At 67.6% G+C, this 26,109-nt stretch carries 20 protein-coding genes; 10 read left to right on the top strand and 10 right to left on the bottom strand.

Translation table 11 applies throughout. The annotated features are described in order from the left end of the window. Positions 1-73: 73 nt before the first annotated feature. Positions 74-1,381 (bottom strand): glycosyl transferase, encoded by a 1,308-nt coding sequence (locus tag H288_RS0103695; protein WP_026604637.1) that lies wholly within the window; start codon positions 1,379-1,381, stop codon positions 74-76. Beyond that, on the bottom strand, positions 1,378-2,223 hold the full coding sequence (locus H288_RS0103690; RefSeq protein WP_245274464.1) for a hydrolase: 846 nt from the start codon (positions 2,221-2,223) through the stop codon (positions 1,378-1,380). Before H288_RS0103690 ends, H288_RS0103695 begins: the two co-directional genes overlap by 4 nt. A 625-nt stretch (positions 2,224-2,848) precedes the next feature. Here H288_RS0103690 and H288_RS0103685 point away from each other — a divergent pair. The 6 genes from H288_RS0103685 (at position 2,849) to H288_RS0103660 (ending at position 11,947) form a co-directional block, all read left to right on the top strand. Next, the gene (locus H288_RS0103685) at positions 2,849-3,871 is read left to right on the top strand and encodes a glycosyltransferase family 2 protein (RefSeq protein WP_020091244.1); all 1,023 of its coding nucleotides are present in this window, start codon (positions 2,849-2,851) and stop codon (positions 3,869-3,871) included. Positions 3,872-4,053: 182 nt separating this feature from the next. Continuing rightward, positions 4,054-5,115, top strand: a complete 1,062-nt coding sequence (locus H288_RS0103680; RefSeq protein ID WP_020091243.1) for a glycosyltransferase family 4 protein — start codon at positions 4,054-4,056, stop codon at positions 5,113-5,115. A 244-nt stretch (positions 5,116-5,359) separates the two neighbouring features. Further along, complete coding sequence (locus H288_RS0103675) at positions 5,360-6,775, top strand: lipopolysaccharide biosynthesis protein (protein ID WP_020091242.1); 1,416 nt, start codon at positions 5,360-5,362, stop codon at positions 6,773-6,775. A gap of 279 nt (positions 6,776-7,054) precedes the next feature. Beyond that, positions 7,055-8,413, top strand: a complete 1,359-nt coding sequence (locus tag H288_RS0103670; RefSeq protein WP_026604635.1) for a polysaccharide biosynthesis/export family protein — start codon at positions 7,055-7,057, stop codon at positions 8,411-8,413. Positions 8,414-8,563: 150 nt separating this feature from the next. Then, positions 8,564-10,039: a hypothetical protein gene (locus H288_RS0103665; RefSeq protein WP_020091239.1), complete on the top strand. Its 1,476-nt coding sequence runs from the start codon at positions 8,564-8,566 to the stop codon at positions 10,037-10,039. 564 nt (positions 10,040-10,603) lie between these two features. Then, on the top strand, positions 10,604-11,947 hold the full coding sequence (locus H288_RS0103660) for an NAD(P)-binding protein (protein ID WP_026604634.1): 1,344 nt from the start codon (positions 10,604-10,606) through the stop codon (positions 11,945-11,947). A gap of 118 nt (positions 11,948-12,065) precedes the next feature. Here the strand turns inward: H288_RS0103660 and H288_RS0103655 are convergent, their stop codons facing one another. After that, positions 12,066-13,211, bottom strand: coding sequence for a glycosyltransferase (locus tag H288_RS0103655; protein WP_020091237.1), 1,146 nt, complete (start codon positions 13,209-13,211; stop codon positions 12,066-12,068). A gap of 1,192 nt (positions 13,212-14,403) precedes the next feature. Here H288_RS0103655 and H288_RS0103650 point away from each other — a divergent pair. From H288_RS0103650 to H288_RS0103640, 3 genes are all read left to right on the top strand, one after another. Continuing rightward, entirely contained in the window at positions 14,404-15,162 is a 759-nt protein-coding gene (locus H288_RS0103650; RefSeq protein WP_020091236.1) for a sugar transferase, read from the top strand. 156 nt (positions 15,163-15,318) lie between these two features. Further along, positions 15,319-15,543 (top strand): hypothetical protein, encoded by a 225-nt coding sequence (locus H288_RS0103645; protein ID WP_020091235.1) that lies wholly within the window; start codon positions 15,319-15,321, stop codon positions 15,541-15,543. A gap of 1,134 nt (positions 15,544-16,677) precedes the next feature. After that, positions 16,678-17,190 (top strand): hypothetical protein, encoded by a 513-nt coding sequence (locus H288_RS0103640; protein WP_026604632.1) that lies wholly within the window; start codon positions 16,678-16,680, stop codon positions 17,188-17,190. Positions 17,191-17,438: 248 nt separating this feature from the next. Here the strand turns inward: H288_RS0103640 and H288_RS0103635 are convergent, their stop codons facing one another. The 7 genes from H288_RS0103635 to H288_RS0103605 all read right to left on the bottom strand — a co-directional run bounded on the left by H288_RS0103635 (position 17,439) and on the right by H288_RS0103605 (position 25,089). Next, a complete protein-coding gene (locus H288_RS0103635) occupies positions 17,439-17,966 on the bottom strand; it encodes a hypothetical protein (RefSeq protein ID WP_081636429.1) in 528 nt (175 codons plus the stop codon). A 676-nt stretch (positions 17,967-18,642) separates the two neighbouring features. Next, positions 18,643-19,650: a dienelactone hydrolase family protein gene (locus H288_RS0103630; protein WP_020091233.1), complete on the bottom strand. Its 1,008-nt coding sequence runs from the start codon at positions 19,648-19,650 to the stop codon at positions 18,643-18,645. A gap of 115 nt (positions 19,651-19,765) precedes the next feature. Continuing rightward, positions 19,766-21,577 carry an allophanate hydrolase gene (gene atzF / locus H288_RS0103625; RefSeq protein WP_020091232.1) on the bottom strand — a complete coding sequence of 604 codons (1,812 nt, stop codon included), beginning with the start codon at positions 21,575-21,577 and terminating at the stop codon, positions 19,766-19,768. 15 nt (positions 21,578-21,592) lie between these two features. Next, complete coding sequence (locus tag H288_RS0103620; protein ID WP_020091231.1) at positions 21,593-22,507, bottom strand: polysaccharide deacetylase family protein; 915 nt, start codon at positions 22,505-22,507, stop codon at positions 21,593-21,595. After that, entirely contained in the window at positions 22,507-23,289 is a 783-nt protein-coding gene (locus H288_RS0103615) for an ABC transporter ATP-binding protein (protein WP_020091230.1), read from the bottom strand. The genes H288_RS0103620 and H288_RS0103615 overlap by 1 nt, the downstream gene beginning before the upstream one ends. Then, positions 23,282-24,142 (bottom strand): ABC transporter permease, encoded by an 861-nt coding sequence (locus H288_RS0103610; protein WP_020091229.1) that lies wholly within the window; start codon positions 24,140-24,142, stop codon positions 23,282-23,284. The genes H288_RS0103615 and H288_RS0103610 overlap by 8 nt, the downstream gene beginning before the upstream one ends. Beyond that, positions 24,139-25,089, bottom strand: a complete 951-nt coding sequence (locus H288_RS0103605; protein WP_020091228.1) for an ABC transporter substrate-binding protein — start codon at positions 25,087-25,089, stop codon at positions 24,139-24,141. Before H288_RS0103605 ends, H288_RS0103610 begins: the two co-directional genes overlap by 4 nt. Before the next feature lie 117 nt (positions 25,090-25,206). On the opposite strand from H288_RS0103605, the gene H288_RS0103600 reads away from it, so the two are divergent. Next, positions 25,207-26,103: a LysR family transcriptional regulator gene (locus H288_RS0103600; protein WP_020091227.1), complete on the top strand. Its 897-nt coding sequence runs from the start codon at positions 25,207-25,209 to the stop codon at positions 26,101-26,103. The last annotated feature ends 6 nt before the right edge of the window (positions 26,104-26,109 follow it).

Below are 26,109 nucleotides of genomic sequence, written 5' to 3'. Positions count from 1 at the left end.
TCTGATTCTCGACAGGAAAATCCAAGTTCAGTAGCCGAGGCCCGAACGCTGCATTCGACGACACGGAGAGACCTCAGTTCGCGCCAGAGGCCTGCCGGCGCCACAGGGGCGGCTCCGCGCGCGCCTCGGGCGCGGGCTCGCGGCGGCGGACGAGACGGGACGTGGCCTCCCTTCGAAGGGCGCGACCGGCGTAGACGGCCTCGATCATGGGAAGCAGGAACCGGCCGGCCCGCGGGAAGAAGCGGAGAAGCGCGCCCTCGCGCCAGAGACTGTCGCGGATCTGCTGCGCGGGTCGGGCCGGCCGCGGTGTGGCGTACTGCGCGCTCAGCTCGACGCGTCCGAAATCGCGGGATCTGCCGCCGAGACTCAAGGTCGAGACGGTCCGGTCATCCGGCCAGATGATTGCCTTCTTCAGGGCCGCCCAACCCCGCGCCGCGTCGTCCGGGATCGCCGCGACGCTCTCGGAGCGAAGATCGTCGATGTGGGCCAGAACGCCGGTGAAGAGGTCCGGCCGCGTCGATGCGATCCGCGCCTCCCAGCCGTCGTCCTGAAGATTGGCCCGCGGCGGCGATCCCGGGACGGCCTGGGCGAAGGTGCGGACGCTCGGCAGGTCCGGTTCCAGGCAGGCCTCGATCAGGTGCCAGAAGCGCAGCACCGACGTGCGCGCGTCCCAGGGCTTGTACCAGTCGCTCTCGACACTCAGGCCGAACGTGCGGCGGAAATGCGGTGTGGCGAGGCGCTTGTAGTTGCAGCGGGCGAGCTGGAGCCCTGACCACGTCCGCTCCGGCAGGCCCTCCTGAAGCATGCGGACCGTGCTGCCGTAGAGCCCGGTATCGACCAGCACGCAGTGGCGCGCCGGGCCGGCGCAGGCCTCGAGATGCGTGCGGAAGCGGGCATCCTGTTGGGCGACCGCGGCGTGAAGGCGGGCCACGCCGGGCTGGTTGCCGGACAGCAGCGCGGTGAAAGCCCCCTCCTCGAAGGGCTCATCCCAGGACGCCGGAAGGGCCAGATCGTCGCGTTGCGCCAGCGCCGCCGCGATCTCCGCCATCGACCGGCCGCTGAACTCCCGACCGAGTTCGGAGAGCATGCCGGGGCTCGGCGGATCGAAGGCGGTGCGGGCGGCCACGAGGCGCGAGACCATCAGGGCCGCGCGCGGGAGGTTCTGTGGCAAGCCGGTTCGCTGGAGGAAGCGCTCGTAGACGAGTTGCAGGCGCAGGCCACCCCGGGCGCAGAACAGGAGGACGGTCCTGTCCGGCGCGAGGAAGCGTTCCGCGAGCCAGAGGCGCAGGCAGAACTCGGCGAGGATCGGGCCCAGCACGCGCTGGCCGAACGCGACCGCGTCGTCGCCCGCGGGGCCGCGTGCGGCGTCGGTCGCGCTCACGGCCCGATCCTCCTGGCCCCGCTGCGGGCGGCACCGATCCAGTGCCGGTGCATCACGCGAGCGCGGACGGCATCGAGGCGGCGACGCAGCACCACGTGGCGCGGCCGGAGCAGTTGTGCCGTCCTCAGGCCCGCGGCGGCGGCCATCGTCACGTCCGCCAGCGTGTCGTCGCCGAGGTGGAGGATCTCGGCCGGGGGCACTTTCTCGCTCCGGAGAACGACATCGAAGAGCGCCCGTGTCCGCTTGGTCGCGTCGTGGTCGGCACTGGTGTAGATGCGCGCGATGGGATGGTCGGGAGCCAGCGCGTTCAGCAGATGCGCGATCGTCTCGCCGCGGTGGTACGTATCGCTCACCGCGATGATCCTGCCTCCGGCCCGCGCCCGGCCCCTCAGCCACGTCATCAGCCGGGTGTTCGCGCGCAACTGAGCGCGTTCGACCGTGATCTCGGCCCGATACAGAATATCCGCGGCCCGATCATCGAGGCCGAGGACGCGCGTCATGGCCGCGAGCATGTCGGAGAAGCGCACGTCGCCCGAGGGATTAGCCAAGTCGAGCGCCCGGTAGGCCGCTCGCTGCACCTCCAGGCGCGCGGCGTAGATCGCGCCCGGACGGCGCGCCACGCCGTGCTCCGCCGCGAGCAGCTGCGACGCGACGGCCGCGATCTCGTGGAAGCGGCAGCGCTCGGACCGGTGATCGCGCAGGAGCAGCGTGTCGAAGACGTCGCAGGATACGATACGGGCTGCCGTCTCGGGTAGGTGCATGATGGCTAGATCTCTCCCGATCGATGGCGATCGAACCTGATGCCTGCCCGCCGGGCCGCGTCCGGCGGATCCCTTCTGCAATGACGGTGCCGTGACGGCACCACGCTGCGCGCGATGTCCATCCTCCAACGAGTATAGCAACAATCTGTCCCGTCCGACATCAATGAAGGCGTGCTGCTACGGCCATAAGAATTGACGAGGCGACCGCGCACCCCCCGAAAAGGCGGGTTGATCGGCCCGACCGAGGGGGAATTTCCGGGAAAGGGGGCCTTAGTGGAGCTTGGGGGCGCCCAACAAGACCGCCGTTCGGAGTAGGTCCGGGGGATCAAAGGTACGACCGCCCGCGCTGGGAGGGCGGCCGGCGCCGTCGGCCGCGACGGATCGACCGACAGGCTCGACTTGCCTGGATGTCACCTCGATCTCGCGCCTCATCCGGGGTTCAACACGTTCCTGGAAGCCCGGCTCGGGCCGGAAAGGGATGGACCTCGATCGATTCTCGATCACGGAGAATTGACTATTGTCATCGAGACAACGTGAAATGCTGAGCTCGTCAGCGATAAGTCCGGCAATTAGACTTGGGTTGTGACTGCGTCTTCATGTATCGATTGTGGATCTCGGCGGGATGCCGTGCTAGCCAACATCCTGTTGAGCGCTCGAGACAGTGAGAGACGGGAGCGCGGAGCGACGAGCGAGAAAGACGTCTGTCGTGGTCAAGGATCCTAAGCTCGCAGTCATTATTACATGTTTCAACTACGAAAGTTTTGTCGATAAAGCGATTCAGAGTGTCGTCGACCAGCACAACGATTCTTGTGAGATCGTCGTGATAGACGATGGATCGACGGATGACTCATGGTCGATTATCCAGCGGTCCGGCGTCGCGGCATTCCGGATCCCGAACGGCGGTCAGAGGGCGGCCTGCCTGTACGGATTGGCCAAGACTTCTGCCCCGTTTCTGCTCTTCCTCGACGCGGACGACGAGCTTCTGCCGGGTGCTCTCGACCGTATTCTCGCGGAACTAGATCCGACTGTCGCCAAACTTCAGTTCTGTCTGAGATGCGTCGACTCGACGGGGGCGATCCTGGCGGACCCATACCCCGCTCTCGGCGCGTTCCGCGGGCAGGACAGGACTGTCGGCGACATCCTGCGCTCAGGCGTCTACCAGACGCCGCCCACGTCCGGGAATGTCTTCCGCCGCGATGTCTGCGATCTGCTCCATCAATGCGCGTACGACCAAGCTGTCGATGGCGTGATCCTGTTGGCTGCCCCGTTCATGGGCGAGATCGTCAGCCTTTCCGAAAGTCTCGGGCTCTACCGTGTCCATGGCCGCAATGACTCCGGTCTGGGCCGCGTCCCGCAGGCGGCCACCGTCGAGCGGGATCTTCAGCGTTTCCAGTCACGTCTGAGGCATCTGCGCGGTCTTCTTCACGACTGGCGTCCCGGGGTCTCCCTCGTCGAGCCAGAGCAGACATACTATTTTCAGTTCCTCAAGTTCTGCATGGCGATCCTCCGGGGTGTCCGGTACGGTGGCAGGCCGTTCCTGGGCCTGATCAGATCTGTCCTGATCGAGCCGCGTTCCCTGAAGTGGAAAATGGCGAATGCGCTCTTCGTCGTCGCGACGTTTCTCGCGCCCGTTCGCTGTGCGCAGGCATTGCTCGCCTTCCGCTTCTCGCCCAAGCGCCGGCCGGTCCGACAGATCCTGCGCGCCACGATCGGTGCGGGGCATTGTTGAAAATCAGTAATGCGCCGGATTTTTCTGTTGCGCCCGGTCGCGCTTTTACACCTAGATGGCTCCGGAATATGTGGCGGCTCTCCTGTTCGGCCAGGGTCGTATCTCCCGCCTAATCGGCGCCGCGGCTTGCATGGAGTCCAGCGCAGGCCGGGGCTCGGATCCGACACGAGCGCTCGTAAGTCATGCGTATTCTCCATCTGCTGAATCACACGCGCCGACTGAACGGCCATGTCCACGCGGCCGTCGATCTCGCGTGCCAACAGGCGCAGGCCGGACACCGGGTCGCGATTGCCAGTCAGGGTGGGGATTTCGATGCGCTGCTCCGGTCCAACGGCGTCGAATCGATCTTCGCGAGCCACGCGCGCACGCCGGCCCGGATCCTGACGTCGTTCCTCGGATGTGGCGGTGTGCTCCGGCGTTGGCGTCCCGATGTCGTCCACGCCCATATGATGACCAGCGCCGTGCTGGCTTGGCCGACCTGCAAGCTGCTGCGCGTTCCCCTCGTGACGACCGTCCACAATGAGTTCGAGAAGGGGGCCGTCCTCATGGGCCTTGGGACCAGGGTCATCGCTGTGAGCGGTGCGGTCGCCGCGTCGATGCGGAAGCGCGGCATCGCGGCTTCCCGCATCGACGTCGTGCTCAACGGGACCATCGGCTCAGCCCGCATGCGCGGTCGGTCCGAGGAACCGCAGGCTCTGGATCATCCCGCCATCGTCTTCGTCGGAGGCCTGCATCCCCGGAAGGGATTGCCCGATCTGCTGCAGGCCTTCGACAAGGCGTTCCCCCACAATCGCGCCATGCGGCTCTACGTCGTCGGCGGCGGTCCTCACCGGGACGCCTACGAGCAGACCGCGCGCACGCTGGCCTGCACGGATGCCATTACCTTCGCCGGGCCGCGGGACGATCCGTACCGCTGGATGCTGGGCGCCGACATCTTCGTGCTCCCGTCCCACGCCGATCCGGCACCGCTCGTGCTCTCCGAAGCCCGGGAGGCGGGCTGCGCGATCGTCGGCACCGACGTCGACGGGATTCCCGAGCTGCTCGACGGGGGAAGGGCGGGCATTCTGGTCCCGGCAAACGATCCGGACAAGCTTGCGCAGGCGCTGATCACGCTCACGACCGATCCGAGCGCCCTGGGCGCTTTGAGAGCGAAGAGCCAGATCAACTTGGATCACCTGCGGATCGCACGGGTGGCCGACGAGACCTTGACCGTCTATCGGCGCGCTGCCGGCCTCGCGGGGTGATGCGCGTCCCGGTGCGCGGAACCCGGACACGGCTCCCACAACGCACCGCGGGCGCGGCTCGATCGCAAGCTGACCAAATTAGCTAGATTGATGCCGCCGCCGGATGCTGGTTCAGGACTGCCTTGCAGAGCGTGTCAGGATCGGAATCGCCATGTTGCTCAGATCCGGATCCATGTCGTGACCACGAGGCACGACGTCGTTCCGGGCCGGTGTGGCGCCGGTCAGTCCTCCGTGGGACACGTTCATGCTCGCCTCTAAGACGCTGCGCGGCGCCGGATGGAGTGTCGCCGCGCGGATCTCCGCGCGCGCGATCGATCTCGGCACGCTGCTCGTCCTCGCACGGATCCTGTCGCCCGCCGATTTCGGCCTGACGGCCATCGCCGCGTCCCTGATCTCGATCGTCGAGATGATCCTCGAGATCCCGCTGGTTCAGGCCCTGTTGCGTCTGCAGAAGATCGAGAAGTCGCATCTGGATACTGCATTCACGCTGGGCCTTCTCCGGGGCGGGGTCATCGCCGTCCTGATGATGGCCGCCGCTTGGCCGGTCGCCCACATCTACGACGATGTCCGACTGATCCCCATCACGCTCGCGCTCGCGTCGGCGCCGATCGCGCGAAGCCTCTACAGCCCGGCCATGGTACACCTGTTCCGCAAGATCGACTTCCGTGCGTCGTTTCTCGCGGATTTTTCCGGAAAAGTGGCCGCGGCCCTGATCTCGATCGGGTCTCTCTACTTGGGAGCCGGCTACTGGGCCCTGGTGATCAACCCGGCTGCATCCGCGATCCTGCCGACCATCCTGTCCTACGTGCTGGCGCCTTACCGACCGGGGCTCTCCCTGGCGCGGCTGAGTGCCTTCTCGGCGTTCACAGGTTGGTTCACATCCTCACAGATCCTCGCTGCCTTCAGTTGGCAGTTCGATCGCATGTTCCTCGGTTACCACGTCGACAAGGCCGTACTCGGCCGCTACGGGGTGGCGAGCGATTTCTCCGTCCTCCCGACCCAGAGCGTCATCGGTCCGGCTATGCGGCCGGTCATGGCCGCGTTCGCGACGATGGCCGATGACCGCCTCCGCTTACGAGCCGCCTTCCTGAAGGCGGCTCGACTCACGATGATCATCGCGCTCCCGGCTGGCGTGGGCATCGCACTGACCGCCGACCAGATCGTGAGCGTCATCCTCGGTGCGCAATGGATTTCCGCGGCACCCTATCTGCGATGGCTGTCGCTGGCCGTCATGTTCACCGCCTATTACCAACCTGTCTCAACGCTCTGCCTCGCGATGGACGAGCCGAACGTGATGCTCAAGATCACGCTCCTCGAGTCGGTGGCGAAGGTCTTGAGCATGACACTGGGATTCTATCTCGGCGGCGTGATGATGATGATCTACGCGCGCCTTGCCACGGCCCTGTTTCACTTCCTGATCAGCGCGATCTACGCGCGGCGTCTCGTCGGTGCCGGTGTGGCGGGGCAGATCCGTAATCTCTGGCAGATTGCCCTCTCGTGCGCGGTGATGGCGGCCGCCGTCCTCGCGCTGCGGGCCGCCTTGAGCCGCCTGGATATCGGCTCGGCCGGGCTTCTCGCGGCCCTGATCCTCGGCGGCGCGGCGGCTTACGGCGTGAGTATGCTGCTGCTCGGATTCCGCCTGCGGACCCTGCGTCCATGAGGCCGGTCGCGCGAGGGCCAGCGGCGAAGAACGCAGAACTTACAGCCGCCAGCGGGCTGATCCACGAGATTGCGGAGGGTATAATTTTGGCCGCGCTCACTTCAACGGCTCGGATGAGCAGCGGCCGCAAGACAGACCTCGGGTCGTTAAATCTTGGCTAACTTGGCGGCGTCTGCTACCTTTCGATGTGGCCTTCGGGATTCTGTGCTACGGATACCGTAGGGCGATCGCAGCGCGCAGACTTATACTCAAGATTTGGCTCTGGTCGGGGAGAATTTGATGCGTCTGCGTCTAGTTGCGGCGGCGTGCGTCCTGCTGTTCGGCAGCCCGCACGCGAATGCGGCCGCCGACGAAGCCGGTCGATATCTGCTCGGCCCTCAGGATCATCTGACGATCCGCGTCTATGATTTGCGTCGCAACACAGGCGAAGCGTACTCGTGGACGGCACTGAACGGTCAGTTCGTCGTTGCGGCGGACGGAACCGTGTCCATGCCACTGATCGGCCAGATCAAGGCGGCGGGCGGCACGCCGATCGATCTCGCGAACGCCATCGGTGTCGCTCTGAAACAGGTCGCCGATCTCGCGGAGAAGCCCGCGGCATCGGTCGAAGTCGCGACCTACCGTCCCTTCTACATCATCGGTGCGGTCCAGCAGCCCGGCAAGTACGAGTATCAACCCGGCCTGACCGTACTACAGGCCGTCAGCACGGCTCAGGGACTGATGCGCGGCACCGACCCGCGCAGTATCCAGCGCGACGCGGTCACAACGCGCGGCGAGTTGCGAAATCTGGCCGCGGAGCGGGTCGCCTTGGCCGCCAAGCTGGCGCGTCTCGAAGCGGAGGTCGGCGGCGCGGAGACGATCGCGTTCGGCGGCGAGCTAAAAGGCACGGTGGACAGGATATACGCGGAGCAGGCCGTCCGCGGTGAGCAACTCCTGTTCGACACGCGTCGGAATGCGCTGAAGGCCGAGATCAAGTCGATTGAACAGTCGATCGCCAGCTTTCAAAATGAAATGAGCACGCTCGATAATAAGTCCAAAACGCTGGACCGCCAGATCGAGCTCAGTCGCGGTGAGCTCGGCCTGATCAACGATCTGGTCTCGAAGGGGCTCACGATCGCGCCGCGCAAGCTGGCTGCGGAGCAGAGTCAGGCGTCGTTCGAGAGCAGCCGACTCGACGTGCAGGTCGCCATGCTGCGCGCTCAGCAGAGCCTCACGCGCGCCGAGCGCGACATCATCGACCTCAAGGCCCGGTTCCGCCGCGAAGCTCTGTCGGAGGCCGCGGATGCCCGTCAGAAGCTCGCCTCGATCGACGAGAAGGCGCGGACAGCCGAGCGGCTCGCGGCCGATGCCGAGTCTCAGATGGTCGGCAGCACCGACGACGCGGCAGAAGCCGTGAGCGCGCGCTACGAGATTACCCGGAAGCAGGGGGTGAAGGCGGGCACATGGCTCGCCTCCGAGGAGGCCGTCGTCGAGCCCGGCGACGTCGTGCGGGTGACGCTCGTGCGCCAGCCGGCCGACAAGGCCGGGGAGACGCGGCCGTCCCCGTCGCCGCGGCCCGGATCATCGGGCGCTCCGGTGAGCCGCGGTCCGGCCACTTCGGATGCGCCACTGCGGCCAACCGAGAGTGCGAATCGCTGAGATGGTCGATGCGTGCGCGTCGCATCGATCCGGGCGGTGACCAGACGACGCGATCGCCCGATCCCGGCCCGGCACGACCGCCGGGGGTGCCGGTGCGTCGCCTGAGTGCCACCGCCGCTCCGCCGTCGATCATGCCTGGATCAGCCTGACATGAGCTTCGAACCAATAGGCGCCATCGCGGTCGTCATCGGCCTGTTCTGTCTGCTGTTCGGCAGGGAATCGGTGGTGATCGCCTTCGTGGTGTTCTGCAATCTCGGCTCGGCCGCGGCACTCCTGCTGGGCGGCGCCAACGTGCAGCCGGCGCATCTCTTCCTCGTGTTCCTGATGATCGCGACTCTGTTCCATCGCAACATCTCGACACAGGTCCTGAGTTCGTTCCGCCTGCCTGAACCGGGTTTCTGGCTTCTCTGTCTCACTCTCTACGGGGTGGCGAGCAGCTACATCCTGCCGCGGCTCTTCGCGGGGCAGACCTATATCGTGCCGCTGGGAACGTCGTCACACCTGATCACGAGCGACGGCGTCGTTCCCCTGGGACCAGTATCCAGCAATTTCACGCAGCCGATCTATCTCATCGGTGATCTGGTCTGTTTCAGTATCATCACCGCTTTCGGATCCTCGAAGAACGGGATTGAGACGCTCGCGAAGGCGCTCATCCTCTACGCGGCTGCCAACATATGTTTCGGCATCATCGACGTCCTCACGGCGGCAACGGGCACGCAGGAGGCCCTGCAATTCATTCGCAACGCTCAGTACACGTTCCACGACGAGGAGAGTGTCGGCAGTATGCGGCGGATCATCGGGGCTTGGCCGGAGGCGTCGGCCTTCGCGGGAATGACACTGGGAGGTTGCGGGTTCACGGGCATGCTGTGGCTCTGTGGCCGCAAGCCCTTGGTGACGGGACCTCTGGCGTTGATCTCGCTGTTGTTCGTGATCCTGTCGACTTCCTCGACCGGCCTGGTCGGCGCCGCGGTGCTGATCCCGATGCTCTACACGATCGCGTTGCTGCGATGCAGCACGCGTCGTCAGGACCGCTTCAGCGCCTGGCTGGTGGTCGCGGGTCCGTTGGTCGCCTGCGTCCTCGTGCTCCTGGCCTTCTCGGTCGGCGGCGTGGCTGAGCGCATCTACGATTACGTCGATACGCTTGTCCTGAGCAAAGCCGAGACGAGTTCGGGTGTTCAGCGTTCGGCCTGGAACGCCTATGCGTGGCGGAACTTCATCGACTCGAACGGCCTGGGCGTCGGCCTCGGAACCAATCGCACATCGAGCTTTCCGCTCGCGGTGCTGTCGAATGTCGGGATTCCCGGAGCCGTCTTCTACGTGCTTTTCCTGGCGTCGGTGTTCGGATTTCGGCGCGGAGCGCCGCGGACCTACGCGAGCGACATCCGTGCTGCTGGCCGCGTCGCCTGCCTGTCCCTTCTCCCTGGCAGCCTCATCGCGGGCCCGACCGTCGATCAGGGCTTGATATTCTACATCTTCGCCGCCACCGCCTGCGCCTATCCCGCACGTCATCCAGTCGGGCGTATCGGTGTCTCCGCAACTCCGATCGAGCCGGCCGCGGTCGCGATACGGTCGCGGCTCGCCGAACCGGCTCGCCATTCGGCTCAGAACGTATCACTCGGCACGTGAGGGCGGCCCCGGAGGCCGATGGCCGGACCGAGGGCTGGGCGTTGCTGCCGTCCGGCACCGGGGACTGCCGTTCCGTGTTCCGCTCCGGGAGCAAAACCACGGGCCGCGCCGGCGCGCCGCGACGGCCGTGCAGGGACCTCGAAAATGGCCCGGGGGCGCGGGGGACGCTCAAGGTATGCTGGGTGGATCCACTGCCTCGAAGCCATTGATCAAATGGCTCATGGGACATCTGTCGTTTTCGTTGTTGACTTTACCCTGCTGAAGGGCGGCCAATGCTGCCTCTGTCGGCCGCAAGGCGCGGAGCGCCTGTCCGCTCGTTCAGAACGGGGACAGATCCATAGTGCGATCGTCAGGTGATGTTTCGGTCCGCGCGCATAGTGTGTTTGCAAATTCTGCTCAGTTAACGGTAGTCATGACTGGGTTCCGAACTGATCCTATGGTATCGATCCGCAACTTCCGATCTGATTCGAGTGTCGGCGATGATCATCGTGCTCGGCGCGGCCGACCATCATGCTCCGGCATCGTCCTCCATCGCCTGACGCCGTGGCCGATGCAAAGCGAATCATGACCGTTTCTTCAGCCTTCGATTGTCATGGGCACTCGGGAGACGAGATTTTCGATGCGATCGTATTAGGGGCCGGTATTACAGGCCTCGTATCGGCTTCAATTCTTCACGATCTCGGCTGTCGAAATATTGCCGTCATCGACGAATTCGAAAATATCGGCGGCAATCATATCGACCGGTCCATCAATGGATATACATTCGACATCGGAAGTCTAATATTTCAGGACGATTCGCCGCTGCTGAAGTATTTTCCAGAGTTGCTGGAACATTACGTTCCGATCAAGCCGACGTGGGGAAAGCTAACACCCCAGGCTTTCGTCACCTCCTACCCGCTGTCGATCCGGGACGACATCGTCCGGGCCGGTCCATGGGGCATCTTCAGGATCGTGCTATCGGCCGCTTTCTCGCGCGTGGCGCGGCGCAGAATCGGGAATGCGCGGGAGTTTGCTCGCTACTGGATCGGTGATTATCTGCTCAGAAGGTCCGGCCTCGAGAGCTACATGAAGCGGTTCTTCGGCGTTCCGGCCGACTGGGTCGATCTGGAATTTGCCGAGAAGCGGATGCTCTGGATCAAGGAGCACGCCAGCCCGCGCGTCTTGTTGCGCTATGTCCGCCGGCATCGCGCGCCGGGTCCGACCAACAGGCAGTTGGCGCGACCCCGCGAAGGCTTCAATGCCCTCTACGAAGTGGCCGCCCGGACCCTGCGGCAGCGCGGTTCGGTCTTTCATCTGGGCGAGCGGATCGAATCGATCACACGGCGCGGGACGCAATTCGATGTCCGCACAGGTGGCCGCCGTTTGACCGCCCAGCGACTCATCTCGACGATCCCCATTGCGCGGGCGTTGGCCCTCTGCGGAGTCCGAGAGGATCCCGGTCTCGCCTCGGTAACGCTGATCAGCCTGTATTTCAGCTTCGACGGGAATCGCGGCTTCGACTGTTCGATCCTCTACAACTTCGCGCATGACGGCGCTTGGAAGCGGCTCACGATGTATTCCGATTTCTACGGTCGGGTGGAGGGGCGCGAGTATTTTGGAGTCGAGGTCATCGCTGGCCACGCGAACGATTCCGTGACGATCGCCGAGCAGGATTTTCGGGCACATGTCGCCAAGAACGGGCTCTTCGCCGGTGATCTGGTTTGTGAGGGCAGCCAAGTGGTGCCCTGTGCCTATCCCATCTACACCGGGCAGGCCCATGAGCGGGTGTCGCGCGCGCTCGCCCAACTCGCCGACTTCGGGATCGAGTCGTTCGGACGACAGGGCGGTTTCGACTACCAGCCGACGGCCCGTGTTTCGACGCTCAACGCGGCGGCTCACCTGATGCCGACAAGAACATCGGACGCTTAGTCGAGTCGATTCTGCCGGCGGGCGCCGCGCGCCGCCCTCTGAGACCGGGGCCTCCCCCGCCTCGGTCGTGACCTCGGCGGTTCGGCGAGGAGGCCGGGGCCGCCGACGCGGGGCCGTCTCACTGGACCAGATAGGCGCGGCTCGGCTCACGCGGAGGACGAGGGGCCGCCAAGCGCTCGCGCGCGAGGACCCCGTCGACGAAACGGCTGATCTCGTCCGCGAAGCGGCCGACACCGAAGTCGGCTGCGCGGCGGACGAGGCGCTCTGGCTCCACCCCGATCGCCCGACAGCGCTGGACGGCATCGATCAGCGCGTCGACGGACTGCTCGTGGAAGAAGGTGCCGGTCACGCCGTCGATGACCGTCTCGGTGACACCACCCTTGCCGAACGCGACGACCGGCCGTCCGCTCGCCATGGCCTCGACCGGGACGATGCCGAAATCCTCTTCTCCGGGGAAGATCAGGGCTTGGCACCGTGCGTAGTGGTGTTTCAGGACCTCGAAGGGCTGCGGCCCGAGGATCTTGATGTGCGGACCGGCCATGCTGCGCAGTTCACGCAGCATCTCGCCGCCGCCGATCACCACGAGCGGCTGCCCCAACCGGTTGAAAGCCTGGATCGCCAGTTCCGGCCGCTTGTAGCGAACCATTTCGCCGACCATCAGATGGTAGTCACCGCGCTGGCCATCCGGAGCGATCTCGAAGGCCGCCGTGTCCACGGGCGGATGGATGACCTTGGCTTGGCGTCGATAGTAGGTCTCGATGCGTCGCGCGACCGTGTCCGAGTTGGCGATGAACTCGTGGACCCGGCCCGCCGAGACCGCGTCCCAGTTGCGCACGTAATGGGCCACCGGCGGCATCAGCAGGCGCGTGAGCAGCCCCGTCCGCTCGCGATAATCGTGGTACATGTTCCAGACGTACCGCATCGGTGAGTGACAGTAACAGATATGAAGCGCGTCGGATGGCGGGATGATCCCCTTCGCCGGACCCGATTCGCTGCTGATGATCAGATCGTATCCCCGCAGATCGAGCTGCTCGAGGGCCATCGGCATCAGGGGTAGATAGGATTTGTATCGGCTGGTCGCGAACGGCAATCGGCCGATGAACGAGGTCCTGACCCGGTGCGCCCTGATGGTCGGCGACATGGATTGCGGGGCGTAGGCGTGCGTGAAGATGTCGGCTTCCGGATAGAGGTCGCAGAGCGCCTCGACGACCTTCTCGCCGCCGCGCATCCCGATGAGCCAGTAATGGACGATCGCGACTCTCATCGCTCGGAACCTGCTTCCCCGATCGCCGCGCAGCTCTCACCGAGTCGCCCGGTGGATGTCCGATCGGTCGCTGGCAGGCAGCTGCTCCACAGGCAAGGGACCATGATTGCGCTATTCTCAGTCTTGATCGGAAACGTGCGCCTTCGGCTGGACCTGTGTGGTTCGAGCCTCGGGAGCCGCGGGGATTGATGACTTTCAGACGGGATCGACGGGTCTCACGCCATCCGCTGCGGATGGACGTTGCAGGCAGGCCCGGTCGACTTGGCGGGTATGCTCCGGGGCCGCATCAGGCTCCGCGCTCCCACCCGTCGGCCGAACAGGCGCAGACCACCCGGCGTGCCGCGCCACCCGGCACTCTGTTCTCTCTCGGCGCATGCATCATGAGTGGCCCCAATCCGTACTGGCTCCGGCATTGTGGCCGCTCCTGCACGTTGGATGCCGCTTAGCCATCCGCAGGATACTGAGTTCGCCCATCCGGGTCACGCTGCGGAACCCGCCGCCATAGGGATTAGTCCCGCGGCATCGCAATAGGGCCGCGCACGCACGGTCCGTCGCGGCGCGGCGGCCGATGCCACCGATCCGGCACGCGTCTCATCCCGCTGACCGCGCCTGAGGTACTGTATCGGAAGTCCATCCATAGAGCGCGCCCCGCACCTTGTCATGATCGCCCTCGGCGCGAAATTGATTTCGTCGCGCCATTCAGCAACATCCCGGCGATCGCCGCCGCAGCGATCTCCCGGAATGCCTGCGGCGGGACGTCTGGACATTGCACCGCGATCCCATGCGCGAGCGTCCCGGTCCGGACGGGTGGCCCGCGCGCGCGGGAGAAGCACAGAGCTGCAAGTGGCTCAGCTCTCGACCATCAACCGTGGGAACGCGCGGCATTCCTCGGGCCGGACGGACGCAGTGCACAATGATGGGTGAGCATCCGGCCAAGGTCGGTGTCTCGTGACATTGCTTGGATTGCGGCATCGAGGCGGATTCGTGTCTGGGTCGAGAGGCAGAGGCCCGGTGCCACTGTGCTTCATCCTGCGGGATCGAAATCTATTCTTGCATTTTTGGGCGGAAAATATACTGACATTTAGGGTACGGTTAAGCTTGAAACAGGCGCGATGATTTGATATCCCGTCGTTAACAATTGATTAACCGTTGCTGCGCCTGGCGGCCACCTGCCGTCACGAGGAGCCAGAACATGCTGCGCGACGTCGGCCCACCGCTTCAGCCTGCCTTGCGTGCGCCGCAGTACGGTGTCGAGCTGGCGGACCAAGTGGGCGATGCCGCGGAGGCTGTCGCGGAGGCCGTTCTGCCAACGGCGCCGTTCGTGGCGCGCGGCCTGCGGTTGGGTTGGGCGGCCAAGCGCGGGCTCGACATCACGGTGGCGGCCACGGCCCTCTTCCTCTTGCTGCCGTTGCTGATCCTGATCGCCGCCCTCGTGTATGCCGGTGATCGCAAGGCGCCGATCTTCCGCCACATGCGGGTGGGCCGGGACGGTCGCCGCTTCGGGTGCCTGAAGTTCCGCTCCATGGTGACGAATGGCGACGCTGTTCTGGCGGCCCATCTGGCCGCCAATCCTCTGGCCCGGGCCGAGTGGGCGGCGACGCACAAGCTCAGCGACGACCCGCGCGTCACCGCCGTCGGCTACGTGCTGCGCAAGACCTCGCTCGACGAGCTGCCGCAGCTCTGGAATGTGCTGCGCGGCGAGATGAGCTTGGTCGGTCCGCGCCCGATCGTGCCGGCCGAAGTCGCCCGCTACGGGCGGGCATTCCCCACCTGTTTCGCCGTGCCGCCGGGCGTGACGGGGCTGTGGCAGGTCTCGGGCCGCTCCGACACGACCTATGCCGAGCGCGTCGCGCTGGATCTGGACTATGCCACCCGGTGGACCTTGCACCGGGATCTCGCCATCATGCTGCGCACGGTTCCCGCGGTTCTGGCGCAGCGCGGGAGCCGATGAGGCGCGGGTGGTCCCCGAGCCGCCCCGCGCCGGGGCGCGGCGTGCTCTGGCCCTGCGCGACGGCGCAGCACGAACCGCGCTCCCAGATCCGGTTCGGGGCAGCACTCTGCTGGTCCGACAGATGAGGGCCGGATCGGATTGTGGCGGGTGCCAGCGATGACCGAACGAGACCCGTACCGGCACGAGGATCCGATCTGGTACGATCGGATCGAGGCGGATGAGCCGCCTGGCGTCATCCTCGATCTGCTGGCGCACGCGTTCGTGCCGATCGTGGCGGCTCTCGGTGCGGTGAGAGCGCTGTACTGGCTACCGACTCGACTGTGGTGCCGGGCCGCGCGCTCGATCCTGCGCGATCGGACCACCGCTGCGAAGCGGCTCTGAGCCGAGCGCAGCATCGTCACAGTCGAGCATTCGCCGGGCTCGAGCGGCCTGTCGTGATACGTCATCCGCCGACGGACCCGCGACGCGGCCTCCAGCCGTCCGAGCTCCGGTGAGCGTGATGCCACGCTGAACGCGCATCTGAGCGTCCGTTCACCGCCCACCTCTCGGGCACGCAGGCCGGTTATGTCCGGAGCATACCGAACTCGGAGCCGCGGCGCCGGTTGTGGGAGCTTCATCAGGTCGAGATTGACAATATTAACGCTATGAAGTAGCGCTATTGACTATTCTGAAAATTGACAGACGTGATGGATCCCGAACGGGATCAGATGTCATTTGCCCATATCGAGTGGCGAGTGCTTGTATGAGGTTCTCGGAGGCAGGGGCTGCCATTCGGCGCTGGCACTTTGGCTGGCCGCCGCGCACGCGCAGGATGACCGCCAGCGAGCGCTCCCTCTCGGTCGGTGCCTGCCAAACGTGCGGGGCAAAGGTGGAGATCTCCAACGCATACTGCGTTCCCTGCGCCACAGAATACGCCGACTGCGATGTCGCATATTTTGATCGATGGTTGCTGGTCTTTATCTGGGTTGCTGCAGGTGTAACGCTGTTCGGCGTAATCTATTTTATGTTGAGATTCTTCGGTGTCGTATCATAGAGATGTTCACGATCCTTCGTCGCTCGGCGTTCGCGTCATCGCCGACGTCGGATTGTGGAGCGGTCGGAAGGCTCACCGATCGGAGCGGAACGGCGCAAGCGGCATTCTCAGGATTCGGTGCGCGATGCCGCGCCATCGATTCCAGGTCTGGGACGTATAGGTCCCTGGTCAGGAAAGGTGGCACGTTCCCGGTATCGGATGGCGATCGCGTCGATGCGCCGGCTGTCAGGTTCGTGCACGCTCCTGTCCCGGACCCAGGGACCTGGCTCGGTGATCACGGGCGGGCCGGCGCTCGAGCGTTGGTATACGGTCCGTCCAGCTCGATATCCCGGTGGATGAGAGATCTGAGTACCTCTATCGGGTGATGGATGCTGGCCATTGCTCGGTAGAATGGCTGTGGGACCCGCTGTTCAGGGCGCGATCACGGCTGACGATACAATCGAGTCGGGTCTGAACAGGTTGCGGGTGAGGGTGAGGGCAGGATGCGCGGCTTGGTTTCGACGGCGACGCTCTCCGGAGTGCTGGCGCTTGTCTTCAGCATGCCCGCATCGGCGGCCTCCGATATCACGGTCGCTGCCATCGCCACCGGTCGCCTCTATGTTGTCGGGACAACCGATCGCCCGCACACGGCCGTGATTTTGGACAACCGGTTCAAAACGGAGTCCGACGAGAACAGGAAGTTTCAGTACGAGTTGGTGTACCATCCCGCCAATTGTGTGGTTTCCGCCGCAATCGATGGGACGATACATGAAGCGGTTGTCAGCAATTGTGGGCAGCAGGTGGTGCCCGGAACTTGGCTGGACCCGAAGCCCGCGATGACGAGGCCGACTCCTCTGGAACGGGTGCTCTCACCGACGGTCGAGGTGCCCTCCACCGTCTTCTGCCCCTCGGTTCAGACAGAGCGCTCGCAGGATCCGGCACGCATCGAGCTTGCTGACCGCACACCACCGGTCTTCACCGTCGTGACGGGGATGAATTTCTCGCCGCGCTACTGACGCTTGGCCGCAGGTGTGAAGAAGGCGGAGAGGATGGGTGCGGCGCATCGTCGGGATCCTCCCCGGAAGGAGTCCGCGAACGGACTTCTGTGCGGCGTCGGCTGACGGAGCGCACGGCGAAAGCGATGGCCGCTTCGCCGGCTTGGGGGCCGTAGTCGGGACCGGCGTGGCGGGTGAGAACGCACCAAGGCGTGCCGGTCGATACGGAGAACTTGCCGTTCACTCTCGAGCCGCGTCGAAGAGCGACGTCAGCATCCTGAGCATACGCTCTTCGCGGCGCCGCGTCCGCCCTTAAGGAGCGCCGCCATCGCCGCTTCGCGATTGTACTCCGACATGATCCTCTTGGTGGCGAGATCCTTATCGAAGCCGGGAATGTTGTCTTTCTGTGTGGCCGAGGCTTCTCCGACGCCGGCACCGTTCGACATGCGGGACAGGCCGGAATAGATCGGCGGCTTCGTCAGATTCTCCGGACGGAGACTCTTCCAGCTCATGCGGTTGCGCATCGAGGAATCGAGAACCGCCAGAGGGTTCACACCGTTCTGGCCGATCTGCGCGTCCGTGAGCTTCAGAGTGCCGGGAATGACGATGGGGAGCGGATCGATATCGGACTCAGCACGCGGCGCCGCGGCGCCCACGAGCGGGCCCGTCGACGCGGTTGCCGCAGGCATCGCGGTCGGGGGCGGCAAGGCGCTGTAGGCAGTCGGCATCAGCGGCGCGTGGGAGCACGCGCCTAGAGTGAGCACCGCCACGAGCGTTCCGATTCGTCTGAAAGCCATGGTCGCCCTCGCGCTGCGCCGGGCCATTCTAGCCAAGCTTGCGCATGACATACCAGTGTTGGGCGGGGCGAGTCCAACCCCTATAAACTGGCTACAGCAATCTCCGAAGTACGCAATGACCAAAAGTAGTATAGGGGCTCAGTGGCCATTCTTGCCGGCGGATCTCGGCGATGGGCTCCGTCTCGCGACAAGTGACTTTCGGCCCTGATATGAACAGCTCCGATTTCCGTGCACTTAAGACAAATCGAATTTCGATGATGTATCTAACGCAGTAGATTTGTCGATTGAAGCGCGCAGCTACGCCCTCGGTTGTCCCTGTCCTTCATGCGAAGTTGGTTGCGGTGTTCGGGTCGGAAGGTGTCCGTGCCCGCGAGAGCGGGGTCGCGGGTCTCCGGGCATTTAAAGATAGCCCCGATAGATCGTCCTCGCCGTCGAAGAGGCTGCGCCTACTGGCCCAGTTGGGCACGAGATCGCCACAGTTCGGCCGAGCACGTTCGATCTGTGAGCATTCATGACGCTGCCTGCAGGTAGGACGCCACGCGACACGCAGGTTGGGGGCGGCCCGGGCGGTGCGGGGCAAGCCGACGGCCGACGACGTCAATTGACCGAGTCGGCCGCCGCACGAGCGCGCGGCCGGCAGGCAGGGGCCGCGCAGATCCGCACCGCGCTCCGTCGGTCACCGTCCCCGGAACGCGGCGTCCAGCGCGTGCGAGACACGCGCCAGGATCCCGGCGCGGGCGGCGGCGTCGGAGCCAATATGCGGGTCGCGCTGCACGCACGGGTCCGCGTAGGTGAACGGCGTGGCGTCCGGGCCCGCCACGAGGGCGCCGTCCGCCGCCTCGCTTATCGCGCAGGCGCGGACGGTCTGCGCGCCCCGGGCGACCACGGGCTGGGTCGGCCCGGCCGGGTTGTCGAAGACGTGCTGCGCTCCGGGAAAGACGGTCAGGTCGACATCGGCGCCGGCCGCCCTCAGCCGCTCCGCGTAGGCCGCGCAGGTGGCGGCGGGATTGTAGTCGTCGCTGCCGCCACCGAAGATCCGGATCGGCCGATCCGCCACGGCCGTGTCGTCCCGGAAGCGGATGGAGCAGTCCGGGTAGACCGGCAGGTAGAGGGCGGGGATCACCCCGGAGCGGTTCCAGGCGGCGTCGAAGCGCTTGAGGCTGGCGTAGAGCGCGGCCTGCCCGCCGCGCGAGAAGCCCATTACGGCGATCCGCGCCGGGTCGACCCGCGGATGCTTCGCCAGCACGCCCAGCGCCCGGTAGATGTCGAGGATCAGGTTCGTGCGCGCCAGGAGGCTCTGGTCGGTGTTGACGCTGGTCAGGCCGCGCCCGGTGAAGCCGTCGATCGCGAAGGTCGAGATCCCGCGCGCCGCCAGCGCCCGCTGCCAGAACTCGATGTTGCCGCCCAGACCCCCGGAGCCGTGCATCAGGATCACGGTCGGCAGGCGCTCGGTCCCCGCCTTGGCGATGCGCAGGATCCCCGCGACCGTGACCGGCTTCGCTCCCTCGGACGTGCCGGTGAGGAACTGCCGGTCGGTCAGCGTCAGGCTCTCGAACGGGTGAACCTCCATGCGGGCGGCGTAGCTGCCGAGATCGGCGACGCCGTCCGCTGCGGGCCCGGCGGAGGCCGCCGGCGTGATGCCGGCCAGCAGACAGGCCGCCAGGAACAGGATCGATCGCCGCATCGGAACGCTCCGCCACCGGGCGGCAGCCTAGCAGCGGCGCGGGTGGCCTGTCGCCGCGGGAGGGACCGGAACCGGTTTCCTCTCGCTGCCCGATGTCAGGCCCCGGGGGCGAGGGCTACGCGGCCGCGCGGTCGGCCAGGTAGGCGCGCCAGCCGCCGAAGCGCGTGATGTCGGCCGCCCCGTCGAGGCCGGCTTGCTCGACCAGGAAGCCCTTGGGCGCCGTGCCGTCGGCGAGCCGCAGCGTGCCGATGCCGAGCGGTGCCGGGATGGCGGCGACGAAGCGTCCGAACGCGGCGGGCGGTAGGGCCCACACCTCGGTCTCGATGGGGGCGCCGTCCCCGGCCGCCACCCGGAGCAGCCCCGGGCGCTGCGGCGGGCCGCCCGGCAGGGCGTAGAGCCGATAGTCCCGGGCTGTCGGCACGGCGCGCAGGAAGCGCCCGCCGCAGCCGGCCAGCTCGCGGTTCAGCGGCAGTCCCGAGAGATGCGCCCCGACGACCGCCAGCTCGATCGCGTCCGGTCCGGCCGCAGCCGGCCCCGGCTCCACGACCGGCACCGGCATCGTGCCCGCGCCGATCCGCGGCGCCGAGGCCGCGTGCAGGCGTGCCCCGAGGGCGGCGAGGAGCCCGTCCGAGCCGCGCGGCGCCAGCAGGGTGATCCCGGCGGGGAAGCCGTCGGCGCGGGGCCGGCCCGGCACCGCCAGGGCGCACCAGTCCAGCAGGTTGACGAAGTTGGTGTAGGTGCCGAGCTCGCTGTTCGGCCCGATCGGGTCGGCCGCGACCGCCGCGCAGGTCTGCGGGCGCGGGTAGGTCGGCACGGCGAGGACGTCGATCCGGTCCCAGACCGCGTCCGCGGCCCGGCGCAGCGCCGCGAGGCGGTAGAGGCCCGCGAAGGCGTCGGCCGCGCTGTGGCGCTCGGCGGAGGCGATGACCGCCCGCGTCGTCGGGTGGAGGATGTCGGGGCGCGTCTCCATCACCGGGCGGATCGCCGCGTAGCGCTCGGCGACCCAGGGGCCGTCGTAGAGCAGAGCCGCGACGGCGAACATCGGCGCGAGATCGACCGGCGCCGCCGCCCCGGCGAGGGCTTCGAGATCGGCGACCGTCGCCGCGAAGGCCGCCTCGGAGAGCCCGTCGCCGCCGAAGCGGAGGCTCGCCCCGTCCGGGAGCCCGAGGCGCAGGCCCGGCGGGAGGGCGGCGGGGGCGGCCGGCACCGGCAGGGCCCGCGACCAGGGATCGGCGGCATCCGGACCCAGCATGACCCGGAAGGCCGCGTCGGCGTCGGCCACGGTGCCGGCGAAGACCGAGAGCGTGTCGAGGGTCCGGCAGGCCGGCAGCATCCCGCGGCTGGAGATCGCCCCGAGGGAGGGCTTCAGCCCGACGACGTTGTTGAGCGCCGCCGGCACCCGGCCCGACCCCGCCGTGTCGGTGCCGAGCGCGAAGGCGACGATCCCATGAGCCACCGCCACGGCCGAGCCGCTGCTGGACCCGCCGGGCACGTAGGCCGGATCGATCGCGTTGCGCGGGGCCGGGTAGGGGGTGCGCAGGCCGACGAGCCCGGTGGCGAACTGGTCGAGGTTGGTCTTGCCGATCAGGATCGCGCCGGCCGCGAGGAGCCGCGCCACCGCGGGCGCGGTCTCGGCGGGGGTGTGGGCGAAGTCCGGGCAGGCGGCGGTGGTCGGCAGCCCGGCGACGTCGATGTTGTCCTTGACGGCGAAGGGCACGCCCCAAAGCGGCATCGCCGCGGGGTCGAAGGGCGGGAGAGCCGCCGCGGCTTCGCGAGCATCCGCCTCCGGGACGAGCGCGAGGAAGATGCCGGGATCGTCCACCGCGGCGAGCCGCCGGTAGGCCTCGGCCACGACGGCGCGCGGGTCGAGGCCTTCGGCGTAGGCCGCGTGCAGGAGCGGGATGGTCGGGAAGGGGGGCACGGTCATTCCTCGCAGCGAGGCTCAGGATTCGTCGCCGGTGGCGCGGTACCAGTCGAGGATCTCGACCCCCTGCATGAACACCGCGTCGTCGCGGGCCAGGATGGCGTCGAGCAGCCGCTCCAGCAGGCCGATCCGGTGCGGCACGCCGGTGATGTAGGGGTGGATCGCGAAGCTCATCACCTTGGCCCCGCCGAGGGAGCCAGGGCCGGCGGCCTCGGCGGCGAGCCGGTCGAGATGGGCGAGCGCCCGTTCCACGAACTCGTCGGCCCGGTGGTGCTGGATGGCCAGCAGCGGGATGTCATTGAGCTCGACCGAGTAGGGGAGGGCGACGAGGTCGCCCGTGCGCGTCGCCACCCGGCAGGGGCGGTCGTCGACCACGAAGTCGCCGACGTACTCGAGGCCGGCCGCGCGCAGGTGGTCGGGCGTGTCGAGGGTCTCGGTGAGGCCCGGTCCCAGCCAGCCGCGCGGCGGGCGCCCCGTGGTCTGGGTGATCGCCGCGATGGTGCGAGCGATCATCGCCGGCTGGTCCGGGATCCGGTGCGTCGGGACCTGGTGGAAGCCGTGGGCCATGAACTCCCAGCCGGCCGCGTGGGCGGCCTCGGCGACGCGGGGATAGGCCGTGCAGACCGAGCCGTTGATCGACAGCGTCGGGCGGATTCCGCGGCTGGCGAAGGCCTCGAGGAAGCGCCAGAACCCGACCCGCATCCCGTACTCGTGCCACGCCCAGTTGGGGATATCCGGGAGCAGGCTCGCGGCGGTCGGCGGCACCAGGATCTGGCGCGGCATCGGGTTGTCGATCAGCCAGTGCTCGACGTTGACCACCGGCCAGACCGCGACGTGCTTGCCGCCCGGCAGCGTCAGGCGCGGCCGGTCGACGGCGGCGCGGTAGGCGAGGCGGTTCTCGGGCCGGCGGGGATCGTCGGGCGCGGTGTCCATCAGGCGGCGGCCCGCGGGGCGTGGTGGCTGTGGAGCTGGGCCGCCAGCATCCGGCGCAGGTCGTTGAAGGCCGGGCTCGACACGTCGCGCCGCCGCGGCAACTCGACCGGGTGGATCGCCTCGATCCGGCCGGGGCCGGGCGACATCATCACGATGCGGTCCGCGAGGAAGATCGCCTCCTCGATGGCGTGGGTGACGAACAGGATCGTCAGCCCCGTCCGCGACCACAGGTCGAGCAGCTCGTCCTGCAGTCGCTCGCGGGTCATGGCGTCGAGCGCCCCGAAGGGCTCGTCCATCAGCACCACCTCGGCCTCGTTGGCGAGCACCCGGGCGATGGCGACCCGCTGCTTCATCCCGCCCGAGAGCTGGTGCGGGTAAGCGTCGGCGAAGGCCTGGAGGCCGACGAGGGCGATGTAGCGCTCGGCGGTGTCGCGCACCTCGGCGGCGGGCCGCCCGCGGGCCTTCGGGCCGAAGCCGATATTGTCCCGCACCGTGAGCCACGGGAACAGGCCGTAATCCTGGAAGACCATGCCGCGGCTCGGCCCCGGCCCGGCGATCGGCTTGCCCCACATCAGGGCCTGCCCGGCGGTCGGGGCCTCGAAGCCGGCGGCGACCCGCAGCAGCGTCGACTTCCCGCAGCCCGAGGCGCCGAGCAGGCAGACGAACTCGCCGCGGGACACCGTGAGGTTCGCCTCGCGCAGGGCCTCGGTCCGGCGGCCGCCCGCCGTGTAGGTCTTGGAGACCGCCCGCATGTCGAGGATCGGGATCGTCGGATCAGCCATGATTCGGGCTCCAGGCGAGCAGCCGGCGGCCGAGCTGCATGACCAGCCAGTCGGAGACGAAGCCCGCGACCCCGATCACCGCCATGCCGCAGATCACGATCTCGGTGCGCGAGAGCTGGCGCGCCTCCATGATGATCGCCCCGAGGCCGGTCTGGACGCCAGTCATCTCGCCGACCACGATCACCACCCAGGCGAAGCCCAGCCCCAGCCGCAGGCCGGTGAAGATCGACGGCAGCGCCGCCGGCAGCACCACGCGGACGAACTGGGCCGGCCCGGTGCAGCCCAGCATCGCGGCCGCCTCGAACAGGCGCGGCTCAACGGAGCGGACCCCGAACACGGTGTTGACTAGGATCGGGTAGAACGCCCCGAGGAACACGAGGAAGAAGGCCGAGCGCGGCCCGAGACCGAACAGGATCATCGCCAGCGGCAGCCACGCGGTGACCGGCACGGGCCGCAGGACTTGCAGGACGGGATCGAGCAGCGCCCGGATCAGCGGCACGCGGCCGATCAGCAGGCCGAGCGGCAGGGCGGCGGCGGCCGCCAGCGCGAAGCCGCCGTAGACCCGGCTCAGCGACGCCGCGAGATGGGTCCAGAGCGTGCCGCTGAACGCGTCGTCGTTGACGCCGCCGACCGCGAGATCTCGCATCTCGGCCCAGACCTCCGCGGGGGGCGGGATCAGGCTGTAGGGCCGGCCCGCGGTGGTGACCTGCCAGACCGCGACGAGCGCGGCCGGCACCACGCAGGCGAGCGCCAGCCGGCGCAGGTGGGCGAGCCCGGGCCCGGATCCGGCCCGGCGGGAGGGCGCCGGCGTCACCGCCGCCGGCAGGGCGCCGGCCTCGATCCCGGTGCTCACGCCCGCCCCAGCGCGTCGACGAAGCGGGTATCGATGAAGCCGGGCTCCGGCAGCCGCTTGATCTGCTTGAGCGCGAGCATGTGCTGCGCGTAGGCGTCGGCCTGCCGGATCTCGTTCGGCCCGAGGCGCCAGGTCAGCTCGACGTTCGGGGCCGAGAGCTCGAGCGCCTCGCGCTTCTGGCCGAGCTTCGCCACCGCCATGGCGATCATCGCGTCGCGGTCGCCGGCCGCGAAGTCCGTCGCCTTGCGGTGGATCTCCAGCATGGTCCGGACGAGGTCCGGCCGCTCGGCCAGCGTGTCGCGGTGGGCGCCGAACACCATGTTCAGCGCGCCCATCTCGGTGCCGTAGGGGTACTCGACGAGCTGGCCGACGCCCGAGGCGAGGCTGACGCCGGGGCCCGGCTCGGCGCCGACATAGGCGTCGACGTCGCCGCGGGCGAGGGCGATGTGCATCTCCGAGAAGGAGACGCGCACGGGGGTGATGTCCTTCACCGAGAGCCCCTCCATGCGCATCCGCTCCAGGACGAAGACCTCCTGGGTGCTGCCGGGCCAGATCGCGACGCGCTTGCCGCGCAGGTCCTTGATGGCGTGGATGTCGGAGCCCTTCTTGGCGATCACCGCCATCCCGCGGTTGCAGGTGGAGGCGATGACCACGAGCGGCTCGCCGGCGGCGGCGCCCAGCGTCGCGGCGGCGATCCCGAAGGTGCCGAAATCCACCGACTTGGTGACCACGGCGTTCTTGCACTCGGTCGGGCTCTCGAAGGGCACAACCTCCACATTCACCCCGGGCGGGGTGAAGCGCGCGTAGAAGCTCGGCGCGATCGAGTGGATCAGCTTGAGGGAGCCCATCCGGATCGTGACGGGCGCGCCCTGGGCGCGGGCCCGGGCCAGGGGTCCGAGGGCGAGGCCGGCCCCGAGACCGGCCAGGAGGGTGCGGCGGCGGATCATCGAACGGCTCCTGAAGGGTCCCGATGTGCCGAGGCTACGGGCACCACCTGTTGCGAGGAAGTGCTATTTTCTGAGTATGCCGTTGCCATAAACGCAACGGCCGGGCAGGATAGGGGCGTGAAGCACCTGCGCACCGTCACCTACGTCGCCGAGGTCGCCCGCGCCGGCTCGATCCGGCGCGCCGCGGAGCGCTTGAACCTCACGCCCTCGGCCCTGACCCGGCAGATCCAGGATCTCGAGTACGAGCTCGGCACGCCGATCTTCGAGCGCCTGCCGCAGGGGATGCGGCTCAACGCGGCCGGCGAGCTCTTCGCCCGGCACATCCGCGACCAGGCCGCCGATCTCGACCGGGTCCGCTCGCAGATCGCCGACCTGTCGGGCGTGCGGCGGGGGCACGTGGCGCTCGCCTGCAGCCAAGCCTTCGTCACCCAGGTGGTGCCCGAGGAGGTCGAGGCCTACCGCGCCCGCTTTCCGCAGGTCGGCTTCACCGTGCAGGTCCGCGACCACGCCCAGGCGGTCACCGCGCTCGCGGCTTTCGAGGCCGACCTCGCCCTGATCCTGCAGCCGCCGCCCTCGGCGGAGCTGCACCCGCTCTATTCCGGCCATCAGACCCTGTGCGCGCTGATGCGCAGAGGCCACGCGCTGGCGGCGGAGAGCGGGCCGGTGCGGCTGCGCGACTGTCTCGCGCACGCCCTGGCGCTGCCCGACCGATCGCTCGCCATCCGCCACCACATCGAGCACGCGCTGGCCCGGCGGGGCGTCGAGCTGCGGCCCGTGGTGGAGTCGGGCTCGCTGGAGTTCCTGCGCAACCTCACCCTGCGGGAGGACGTGGTGAGCCTGCAGGTGCCCAGCGGCATCCCGGAGGATCCGCGCCTGCACAGCCGGCCGATCGACACCCGCGACCTCACCCCGATGACGCTGATCCTGGCGCAGCTGCGCGGGCGCTCGCTGTCGGTGGCCGCCGCCAAGTTCGCCGATCAGCTAGTCGTCCGGCTGAACCGGGAAGGGGCCTGACCGGCG

Source organism: Methylobacterium sp. 285MFTsu5.1 (genome assembly GCF_000383455.1).
GTDB lineage: Bacteria > Pseudomonadota > Alphaproteobacteria > Rhizobiales > Beijerinckiaceae > Methylobacterium.
The sequence above is the reverse complement of the archived record's forward strand: the minus strand, read 5'-3'. Positions and strand labels throughout refer to the sequence as shown.